The sequence below is a fragment of the Neoroseomonas lacus genome (assembly GCF_014644535.1).
Lineage (GTDB): Bacteria > Pseudomonadota > Alphaproteobacteria > Acetobacterales > Acetobacteraceae > Neoroseomonas > Neoroseomonas lacus.
In genome coordinates this window covers 1-10,153 of record NZ_BMKW01000038.1, presented here as the reverse complement: position 1 = coordinate 10,153, position 10,153 = coordinate 1, and the positions used below count along the sequence as shown (strand labels likewise).

Genomic DNA, 10,153 nt, shown 5'->3' with positions numbered 1-10,153 from the left:
AGGTCGCCGATCAGCCCAGGAGTAGGCGCGCTTGCGATGGCCCACTAAAATTCCGCCTGGATCACTCGATGGGGGCTGGTCACATCCGCGGCCTGCTCTCCCTATGTTTGGCCCGCGCTCCCAGAAGTTCCGCGGACGATGCAGCGGAATCCGATATGGCTCATGCCGCTGTCAATCATCTGCGCGTGACGCGCCGCGGGTCGGTAGCGCCGGCAATACGAAGGAGCGCAAAGGAACGACCCGCCCTTCACCACCCTGCGCGGGATCGGCACGGCGGAGTGGGTGTAGTCGAAAGACCCCTCCATGGCAGGGCCGCGCGGATCGGTCGGCATGCAGCATGACTTCTGCGGGTCCGCTGCGTGACGCGGGGCGAACCAATCAGTCGTCCACTGCCATACATTGCCGGCCATGTCGTAGAGCCCATAGCCGTTCGGTGGGAACGAGCCGACCGGAGCTGCGCCCGGAAACCCGTCATCGGCGCTGTTCTGCCACGGGAATGCGCCCTGCCAGGTGTTTGCCATGTGCACGCCACCAGGTGTCAATTCATCGCCCCAGGCGAACTCCGCGCCGTCCAGCCCGCCGCGGGCGGCAAACTCCCATTCCGCTTCGGTTGGCAAGGACTTGCCCGCCCAGGTGGCATAGGCCTCCGCGTCCTCATAGGCGATCTGTACGACGGGGTGGGTGCGGCGACTTTGGATGCCGCTGCCGCGCCCCTCTGGATGGCGCCAGCAGGCTCCGGTGGTCCAGGCCCACCATCGACGGAAATCGTCAGTCGGCACCGGTTCTGATGTTTTGCGGAAGACCAGGGAGCCGGGCTTGAGCTGTTGCGGCGTGGCCCCAGGATACATCGCAGGGTCAAGCGGCCGCTCGGCCAAGGTGACGTAGCCGGTATCGGCGACGAAGCGGGCGAATTGCTCGTTGGTGACGGTTGTCGCGTCCATCCAAAATGTGCCGACGCGGACGCGATGGGCGGGTGCTTCCTCCGGGTAATGCCGGTCGCTGCCCATCAGGAACACCCCGCCAGGTACGTGGCACATGCCGGCCACTACGGCTTCGACGTGGGAGGCACTCATGGCATTCGACATGAACCGCGTCCTCCAGCTGGCGCAACATCCACTTGGCTAGCCCACCGAATGCAGCATGCCCGCTTTATTCGCGGCGTCCACTGCACGAAGCTCGTGTCGGAATTGGTGGCTACTTCACGCAGAACCTACACATCGGCGTGGCGTCAGCCGCGAGCCGAAAACCGGTGCGGCAAGCCACGTGCCGCTCTCCAGATCATTTGATGATTGTTTCGAAAATTTCACGAAACGAAATTAGTTGGCAGATGGATACCATTGCCCGCAGCGTCGCCTATGGGACGCTGGCCAGCGTGCCAACGAAGGGAGCGAAAAGCCATGGATCCCATGAGCTATCTGCAGGATCTTCGTACCCGGGCGCGAACAATAACCATGGCCGCTGCCTTCGGCGCGTCCATAGTCATGGCAGCCCCCTCACTGACGCACGCCCAACAGGCGCGGCCCGTGCCGACACCAGGTGAAGTCGCTAGGGCGCCGGCAACGCCCCCCACGACGCAGCGTCCGAACATCCTCTTCATCATGGCCGACGACATCGGCTGGATGCAGCCGAGCATCTACCACCGCGGCCTGATGAACGGCGCAACGCCGAACATCGACCGAATCGGTCAAGAAGGTGCGATCTTCATGGACTACCTGGCCATGCAGAGTTGCACCTCTGGCCGCAACGCGTTCTTCACTGGCATGTATCCGCTGCGCACGGGCATGATCCCGCCCCAACTGCCGGGCAGCCCGACCTACCTGCTGCCGGGCACCCCCACCCTCGCTCGGTTCCTCTACGATCTTGGCTACAACACCGCGCAGTTCGGCAAGAATCACTTGGGCGACCACACGGACGCTTTGCCAACCGCACACGGCTTCCAGGAATACTGGGGCTACCTCTACCACCTGGATGCGATGCAAGGGGTCAGCTTCCCTGACATCAACCGCAATCCAACCACGCAGACCGTCGCGCCGCCGTGCCGCAACACGCCGATTCCGGGAGTGGCGGAGGTTCCCGGCGCGGTCGATCCGCGGACCACTGTGTGCCTGACGCCGCCGCGGAATGTATTGCGGTGCACGTCGCCCGACGGACGGGCGGCGAACCAGACCTGCCGCGACGAAGGCCCGCTGACCCTTGACCGGTCGCGCGGGGTTGATGAGGAAATCTCCGGCCATTTGATCGACTGGCTCAACCGCAACGACCCGCGGCAGACTAGTCGGCCGTTCTTTGCCTGGTACAACCCTGCCCGCATGCATGTCACCACGGTGTTGCCGCCGCGCTATGAGTCGATGATCGGCGAGCCTGGCGGCCGCGACTACGGCCTGAACGAAGCGGGCATGGCACAGCTTGACGACAATATCGGCTTGGTGCTGAACCACCTTCAGCAGATGGGGCAACTGGACAACACGCTGATCGTCTTCACCACCGACAACGGTGCCGAGAAGGTCTCCTTCCCCGATGGCGGCGTCACGCCGTTCCGTGGCCAGAAGGGCCAGGCCTGGGAGGGCGGCTATCGTGCGCCGCTGGTGGTTCGGTGGCCCGGCGTGATCCGTCCGGGCACCGTGAACAGCCAGATGTTCGCCGCACTCGACTGGCTGCCAACGCTAGTCCAGATCGCCGGCGGTCCGTCGGGCAACGATTTGCGCACACGGCTTGAACAGGGTGGATATGCCGGCCTCGTTCGCACGACGCTTGATGGCGTGAATCAGATCGAGATGCTGACCGGCCGCTCAGCGACCTCGGCGCGCGACTTCTTCTACTACTTCTCCGGTGCGACGCCTTCGGCGGTGCGCTATCGGAACTGGAAGATGTACTATTCCATGACGCAGCCGGGGGCGGATGGCTGGTTTATGCCCCTGATTAACTTCCACTGGACCATGGTGCAGAACATTCGGCGGGACCCGTTCGAGCAGAACGTCATCCCGGGCGCGGAATCCGCCATGTTCATGGGTGGCGCGCTTGGCAGCACCAGCACGGCCTATATCTACGACTGGAATTTGCTACCCATCGGCCAGCAACTGTGGCTGCGCTGGTTCGAGACGCTGCAGGCCTTCCCGCCGATGCAGGCACCGGCGAGCTACAATCTGACCGCCATTCTTGAGCAGATCCGCGCAAGTGCTCGGCATCCGTCCGAGTGACTGCTTGCGCGGGTCTTGAGGCTTGGCAAAGAGGCGGCGCTCGTCGGGGGCGCCGCTGATCGGATTTTAGGACGAAACGCGATTCGCGTTGCAGGAGAGTCGATGCTCGCCGCAGTGAACTCAGGATTTGCAGTGAGGCGCATCGTTCAGGATGACTGCGGTTCAAACGCGTGACGCAGTTCTCGCCCATGCCGTCACATTAACGCGCGTCGGATCCGGGAGTAGCGCGTTGGATCGAGGAGACAACCAAGGTGGCATTGCTGACGAGGCTGCATTTCACGGCCTGGGTACTTGGCGCGGCGTTCGCGGTTGCATTGGGCGTTCCCGGCAACCTTGCCGCACAGCCAGCCCTAGAGCCAGGCTGGCGCTTTACCGTCACGCCTTATGCGTGGGCGCCGACCAACAACGGAATGTCCGTTATGCCCTTCCGCCTGGTTCAGGCAACGCCGAGAGTGCCAGTGTCGGCATTGACGCCATCAACCTACTGGAAGCCATCAACTTCGCCGGCATGATCGCCGCCGAGGCGCGCTATGAGCGCTTTTCGATCATGACGGACTTCATCTTCCTCGACATGGGCAACGCAGGGAGCCGCGTTGATTCGATCGATCTGGTGCAGATCGGGCGCAATCCCGTCTCGACCATGCTCAACGCCGGCATCGATTCGACGGTGCAGGAAAGCCCTTGGACCCTAGCCGGCGGCTATACCTTGGCTCAGGGCGACTTGGGGAATGTCGTTGGTTTCGCCGGCTTCAGACTCTTCTCCCTCTCGGCGAACACCGACGTCCGACTCACAGCCGATGTTGCCGGCCCACGGGGTGGGGTCGCACTGTCGCGCAGTCTGCGGCTCAACGACAGCACAAGCCTGTTCGATGGCATCGTCGGTGCACGCGGCCGCTTCCTGCTCGGCGCCGGCTTTCACCTGCCCTGCTCCGTCGATGTCGGCGCCGGTTCCTCACGCCTGACCTGGCAGACGATGGCTGGCATCGGATACCAGACCGGCTGGGCGGGCGTGACGCTTGGGTATCGCTACCTCTACTACGACCAGGGCAATGACTAGTTCGTACAGGAGTTCTCGTTCAGTGGACCGTTTCTGGCGGTGAATTTCAGCTTCTGAAGTGTCGGTGCATCATGGGCTGCGGCTCGCAGCCAATGGACCGGAGAGCAAGGAGGAGACGATGCCTGATCACTTCGTCGCACTGACGCGCCGTGCCCTGGCGGCGACGGCTCTGACCCTCGCTGCCGTAACGCCCGCTCCGGCGCAGCAAGCTGCCGGCGATCCCCTCCCGTCCTGGCGTGACGGCCAGACGAAGCGCGCCATCCAGTCGCTCATCGGCCGTGTGACACGGCCGGGCACGCGCCATTTCGTGGCACCCACTGAACGCGTGGCCGTCTTCGACAATGACGGGACGCTCTGGGTCGAGCATCCGATGTACACGCAGTTCGCCTTTGCCATCGACCGGCTGAAGGAGATGACGCAGCGCGACCCGGCGCTGCTCGCCAACCCGGTCCTGAAGGCAGCCGTCGATGGCGATATGCGCGTCGTTATGGCGGCCGGCGAGCGAGGTCTGGCCGAGATCATCGCGGTGACCCACACTGGCATGTCTCAGGATGCGTTCAACAGCATTGCTACCCAATGGCTCGCCAACGCGCGTCATCCACGCTTCAATCGACCCTACACACAACTGATCTACCAGCCGATGCTCGAGGCTATGCGGCTGCTGCGACGGGAAGGCTTCGCTGTCTGGATCGTCACCGGCGGCGGGCAGGAGTTCGTCCGCGCCTTCAGCGGTCCGACCTACAACGTGCCGATTGCCCAGGTTGTCGGGTCCGTCGGAAAGACGGAGTTCCGGCTACTGCCTGACGGAAAGTCGGAGCTGTTCCGCCTGCCCGCGATCGAGGCCGTGGATGACGGACCGGGCAAGCCGGTCGGGATTGGCCGGTTCATCGGTCGGCGCCCGATCATCGCCTTCGGCAACTCCGATGGCGATATCGAGATGCTCCAGTACGCCACAACCAGCCCCGGCCCGCGGCTCGGTCTGTTCGTTCACCACGACGACGCAGTGCGCGAATACGCCTATGACCGCGAGACGCATGTCGGCAAACTCGATCGCGGCTTGACCCTGGCGCCCGCCGCAGGCTGGCGACTGATATCGATGAGGAACGACTGGCTGCGGATATTCCCCGGGAGTTGACGACGCCAAGGCCGAGCGACCGAGGGTTCCGTCCGGTGCTGTCGAACCGCGGTCCCCTGAAATGAAGGGCGCTCAGCCGACGCGAAGCGCAGAGTCCGCCTCTCTAGCCACCGCACGGATTTTGTAGCCATGGTGATCGGCCCTGCGCGCTTCTCGTGATAATCATTCGTGAACAACGACCCGAGAATGGACCGATGATGCGCCGCGTCGCCTTGATGTTGACGCTCTCCGTCGCCGCCTGTGCTCCTTCCGGCCCGCCGCCTACCCTGCCGCAGAGCCTAGGCGGGTCCGGCGCCATCGTAGGGCGAGACCCGATCGTCGTGGTCGGGCAGGAGGTCGTGGCCTTCTACCGCGATCCGCAGCCCAACCAGCCCGCCGCGGCCGCGCGCGCGATCGCCGAACTCGAATGGCTGGCCGATACACTCCCGAACAACCCGCGCTGGATGACGGCAAGCGATGTCGGTATCAACAGCCTGGTGGAATCTCGTTGGACTGCACGCCGCGCACTTGGCATCCCGCAGAGTGCGCCTGCCCAGGCGGTGATCAACGGCCTCGCCGCGGCGGCGACTGCCATCGACGCTAACAACCAGCCGGCGCTATTGGCCGCTCTGCCGCGAAATTTCTTTACCGTCGGACCGCAGGAGACAATTGCACGCCTATCGCAGCCGCCCTCTTTGCCGGATGTCATGCAGGCTTATTGGGCGCTCGCCCGCGGCCCCTCCCGGGCGGCCGCTTCCGCTAAGGGAGCGTGTGTGCGACTGGAATGGCGGGATAGATGCGGCAAGCCCACGATACCGCCGGCCCTCCGTCCGGTTCCTGGAAAGCTGCCGCAAGTGGCGGTTCCGGCCTATGGCCAGAGAATTTTGGATCCCGGTTCCTACCGCTGCTCCAATCTTCTCTCTCACAACCTGTCTCTCCTGGTCAGGGCGCCGCGCTGAGGCGCAGGTTTGGCCGGGGTTTGCGCGCGGATCTTGATGGTTCGACGGCGCAACTACCGACCTTTTTCGGCCGGAGAGAGCAGAAAGTCTCCTGACCTTGAGGGTAGGCCGATTTTACCCTCAAGCTTAAGCCGTTGAACTGCCGGCCGATTTTCCCGCGCCCGCTTCCGATTTTCGGCAATCCGATTGCCCGCGCGGTGTTCCATTTGTCCGAACCGTTGATCGAGCCCCACCCTTCGATAAAGCGGCGCAACCTAAGCAATAGACACGTGATGGCGCTGTTCAGCGCGTGCAGGAAGTCCAGCGAGAAGTGCTGCGCGTCCTAGGCGGCGATCGCGGTGTCTGCAGTTCTAACTCACCATCGTCAGGAATAACGAGCAGCTACCCGCCGCGGGCATGTGCCCCAAGCTCAGCGACTATTCTCGGCAATGACAGCCGCCAGGATGCGCCGAGTGGCAGTCTGTCAGCAACACTTCCAAGAACTGCTTCAATCTCGACACATCCATCGCGCTTGGCCCGCCAAGCCACCGAGAGCGCTGTCTCCGCAAAGTGTGACACGGCTTCATCGATTAGGGGCCAAGCGGCCGAAGCTGCCAGCGCGATTTGCAGGGCAGACCCTGCTTCGACTCCTGCCTCGGGTGTCGCGCGAATCGTTCGCAGAATTTTTTCAGCCAGTTCGGCGTCGCGCTGTGATGCCGCGGCACGAGCTAGATGCATCAGCGGTAACCAGCGCAATTCGCCGCTCTCGCCAACTGGGCTCCAGCCTTCAGCAAGCGAGGCCAGCTTACCCAAGTGAACCTCGTCGAGCTGGATATGGCGCGACGCCATGTCAAGAAATCGCCACGCGACCGGCACTGAGGTGGATCCTTCAATAGCCTGCAGCGCGGCATCCACCGAATTGACGAGGTCCGGCACACTGCCTGCTCCGCCGGGTGGCAATGCGGCGCACTCTAGCGGGCCCGGTGAGAAGCCAGCGGGAGGGTAGCCGCTGGCGCGACCCGCCTCGGCCGTCGCCGCGGCCGCCCGCTCCGCCGCTTCCACGTCCCCCAAGTGGGCAAGGAGTGCAGTGAGTCTGCCGAGCACTTCAGCCCGTAGCCAATCGGCGCTCGCCATCTCGGGCCGCCAAAGCGGCTCCTCCCGAAGGGAAAGCAGTTCCGCCCAATGTCCGCCTGCGGGAGCTAGTTCCCGCATCACCTTCAGGAGTTTCGGCACATCGGGCTGGACGGCGAGGACCGGCCCGACGAGCAGATCGGCCTGCGCCAGGGCGCATAGCCGGACCCAATAGGGTGGCTGACCAGCCATGCAGGGAGACACCAGGAGTGCTGCCCCCAACAACCGGAACAGGCCGGCGAACACTTCGAGGCGCAGCGCTGCCTCCCCTTCGGCTTCGGCGAGATCCAGCACGAGCCGGGAGGCCGCTTGGCCAATGAAATCGCCACCGACGTGGTCTGTAGCTGCCTCGACGATTGCCAGCCGAGCAAGTGGCCCCCAATCCGACTGCGCCTCAGCCGCAAGTTCCTCTAGCACCTCGACAGACGGAGAAGCGGCACTGTCGATGAACCCGGGTCGCCCATTTGCGGCAGCGATGAACCGGAAACCCTCCGCGCCGAAAGTCGTCAAAAGATGTGCCGCCCTTGGTTGCCACACCGAGGCAAGCCATTCAGCCTGCGTCATTTCCCCCGGCGCGCCACCGCAGAGCCCTTCCCAATACCGAAGGTCACTGGGCACCATTAGTCTAAGGTCCAATACACCTCGCGAGAGTGCGTTCGCCGTGCGGGCAATCCTGATGGGAACTGCGTTTGCTACCTCCTCCATAATCGTATCCAGGTCGCCGTCGGAAAGCTCTGCAGCCTCCAACACTGGCCGCCAGCGGACAGGGTCGGGACCGGACGGCCCCGCGTCTGCAACGAGTTGCCCAAAGGCTTCCATGCGCTCTGCTGCGCATGGCGACAGCAGCGCGGCGTCCACTGGCGCCTCCCGCTCCTGCATCTCCCCGTCCGCCTCCCAGTTCATCATCAGCCGTCCGTGCTTGGCCGTGAACCGCACGTCGCGGTTATTGCGCAAATCCCGAACCGTTGCCGATTGGCCGTTCAGTGCGGAACGTGCCGCGCTCCGCATCGCGGGAAGTGCGAAGATGAGGTCGGGCCCGACACCCGCGAGAGGCAACCGGTCGCGCAGCCCGCTCGCCTCCAGGAACGCCGCGTCGCCGCGGAGTTCGGCGGCCACGACAGGGGGCAGCCGGATGATGAGTTCCTCGGCTACATCGCCGCGAGGAAGGTCGCCCTCGAAGCGCTCGGAGAACTCAACAATATGAGCCCGCGCGACGTCACCGGCGAGCTTCCGAAATTCCAAGTTGGTCCACCACGGGACCAAGAGCCGTTCCTCAAGCCAACTCCGCGCCGCTCTCCGACGCTCCGGGTCCGTCACGAAGAGAGGCAGCAAGAGCACGAGAGGTGCGCGCAGGACCTCCGCCGTAGGTGCAGGTCGGCTGTCCTCCCTCAGCCTATGCCACCAATCCGGTGCCTTCGGCACAACATGGTCCCAAGCCCAGTCGGCTTGTCGGCGCGCGACTTCAGTCGTGAGGTCCTCGTCCGCCCAGATCTGTCGGATGGCAATGCAGGCAGCGAGGAGAAGGGCCGAGAGAAATGGCTCTTCCTCCGGCAGCACGAGGACGTCGCGTGTTAGAAGAGCCGCGGCGTTCTCCCGGATTGCGCGAAGTTCCGCGCTCTCGGTCACCCCGTCACCACTCAAGTGCGCAAGGTGATGACGTAGCTCTTCCGCGTCTAGTGGCACACAAGCAGCGCCCCCCGCGCGCACGCCCCCCAGGAATGGCCGACTAGAACGGTTCTGCCGTTCTGCCTCGCCAGCTCCTGCCTGGCGGCATCGACGTCAGCGGCAAGGGAGGTGAGCGGATTTTCGACGAGCGTGACGTTGTAGCCCTTCTTCTCGAGAATCTCGGCAACGGGTCGCCAACTCGACTGGTCCACGAACGCGCCGTGCACGAGCACGATGTTGTGGGCTGCTCCCCGTGGCGGTTCGGCGGAGCGGGCGGAGCCGACCAATGTCGGTCCGGCCAGGAGTCCGGTGGCGGCTGAGAGGAGTAGATTTCGCTTTAGCATTAGCTTCTCCTGTAGGCATGTCGGACGAACACAGTCCTGGGGGGAAGGGACAGGCGTTTCCGGCGAGGTCGCGCTTCTTCCATCTGCGTTAGCGAAATGGTCGCCGCACATGGCGTCGGCCTGTCGCGACATGACCTATTCAGTGAGCCTTTCGGACGATAGGGATCGATCGTCCGGATGTTGTGTCCGATCGTCCGGCAGCGTAATCTCAGCAGCATGGACGTACTTGCCCAAATACTCGATCGCGTTCGTCTCGGCGGGACGCTGCTTTTTCACTTCGAGCTTGGACATCCCTGGCATCTTGAGTTGCCGGCGCGCCCCTACGCCCTGTTTCACTATCTCAGCCAGGGCTCAGCGAGCCTCGCGTTCGGGCAGGATCACGAAATCCAGATGCTGGCGGGCGATTTTGTCGTCATTACGCGCGGAGATCCTCACGTATTCTATTCGGATCGCCATGCCAAGCCTTTGCATATCATGGATATTGATCGATCATCACCGCTTCTTGGCATCATTCGTCACGGTAACCGCACAGATCCTTTCTCGACCATGATTTGTGGCAATTTCACTGTTTCGCGGCCAATGCTCGGCAATGTGTTGGAGCTACTTCCTCCCGTGCTGGTGCTGAGAGCCCATCCGGGAAGTTCCGATTCATGCTGAGGGCATTGCTGCCAGTCGGCGGAGCATGATGCGGATCATGGCCATGCGGA

Annotated in this window: 8 protein-coding genes; 5 read left to right on the top strand and 3 right to left on the bottom strand. The window is 63.6% G+C overall.

Features of this window, described 5'->3' with window-relative positions; all coding sequences use genetic code 11:
• Window positions 1–101: 101 nt before the first annotated feature.
• Complete coding sequence (locus IEY36_RS29995; RefSeq protein WP_188973944.1) at window positions 102–1,085, bottom strand: formylglycine-generating enzyme family protein; 984 nt, start codon at window positions 1,083–1,085, stop codon at window positions 102–104.
• A 321-nt stretch (window positions 1,086–1,406) separates the two neighbouring features.
• On the opposite strand from IEY36_RS29995, the gene IEY36_RS29990 reads away from it, so the two are divergent.
• The 4 genes from IEY36_RS29990 (at window position 1,407) to IEY36_RS29975 (ending at window position 6,327) form a co-directional block, all read left to right on the top strand.
• A complete protein-coding gene (locus IEY36_RS29990; RefSeq protein WP_229681715.1) occupies window positions 1,407–3,197 on the top strand; it encodes an arylsulfatase in 1,791 nt (596 codons plus the stop codon).
• A 388-nt stretch (window positions 3,198–3,585) separates the two neighbouring features.
• Window positions 3,586–4,254 (top strand): hypothetical protein, encoded by a 669-nt coding sequence (locus IEY36_RS29985; RefSeq protein ID WP_188973942.1) that lies wholly within the window; start codon window positions 3,586–3,588, stop codon window positions 4,252–4,254.
• 325 nt (window positions 4,255–4,579) lie between these two features.
• Window positions 4,580–5,389, top strand: a complete 810-nt coding sequence (locus tag IEY36_RS29980; RefSeq protein ID WP_229681714.1) for an HAD family hydrolase — start codon at window positions 4,580–4,582, stop codon at window positions 5,387–5,389.
• A 194-nt stretch (window positions 5,390–5,583) separates the two neighbouring features.
• Entirely contained in the window at window positions 5,584–6,327 is a 744-nt protein-coding gene (locus tag IEY36_RS29975) for a hypothetical protein (RefSeq protein ID WP_188973938.1), read from the top strand.
• A gap of 381 nt (window positions 6,328–6,708) precedes the next feature.
• Here IEY36_RS29975 and IEY36_RS29970 read toward each other — a convergent pair whose 3' ends face one another.
• Together IEY36_RS29970 and IEY36_RS29965 are read right to left on the bottom strand one after the other, a co-directional pair.
• Window positions 6,709–8,679 (bottom strand): hypothetical protein, encoded by a 1,971-nt coding sequence (locus IEY36_RS29970; protein WP_188973936.1) that lies wholly within the window; start codon window positions 8,677–8,679, stop codon window positions 6,709–6,711.
• 431 nt (window positions 8,680–9,110) lie between these two features.
• Window positions 9,111–9,446 carry an alpha/beta hydrolase gene (locus IEY36_RS29965; RefSeq protein ID WP_229681713.1) on the bottom strand — a complete coding sequence of 112 codons (336 nt, stop codon included), beginning with the start codon at window positions 9,444–9,446 and terminating at the stop codon, window positions 9,111–9,113.
• 216 nt (window positions 9,447–9,662) lie between these two features.
• Here IEY36_RS29965 and IEY36_RS29960 point away from each other — a divergent pair, with 216 nt between their 5' ends.
• Window positions 9,663–10,103, top strand: coding sequence for a cupin domain-containing protein (locus IEY36_RS29960; RefSeq protein ID WP_188973933.1), 441 nt, complete (start codon window positions 9,663–9,665; stop codon window positions 10,101–10,103).
• The last annotated feature ends 50 nt before the right edge of the window (window positions 10,104–10,153 follow it).

Bases quoted from the DNA above. Each gene is read 5' to 3' on its own strand.
- IEY36_RS29995 (WP_188973944.1), bottom strand. From the start codon at position 1,085: ATGTCGAATGCCATGAGTGCCTCCCACGTCGAAGCCGTAGTGGCCGGC.
- IEY36_RS29990 (WP_229681715.1), top strand. From the start codon at position 1,407: ATGAGCTATCTGCAGGATCTTCGTACCCGGGCGCGAACAATAACCATG.
- IEY36_RS29965 (WP_229681713.1), bottom strand. From the start codon at position 9,446: ATGCTAAAGCGAAATCTACTCCTCTCAGCCGCCACCGGACTCCTGGCC.
- IEY36_RS29975 (WP_188973938.1), top strand. From the start codon at position 5,584: ATGATGCGCCGCGTCGCCTTGATGTTGACGCTCTCCGTCGCCGCCTGT.
- IEY36_RS29960 (WP_188973933.1), top strand. From the start codon at position 9,663: ATGGACGTACTTGCCCAAATACTCGATCGCGTTCGTCTCGGCGGGACG.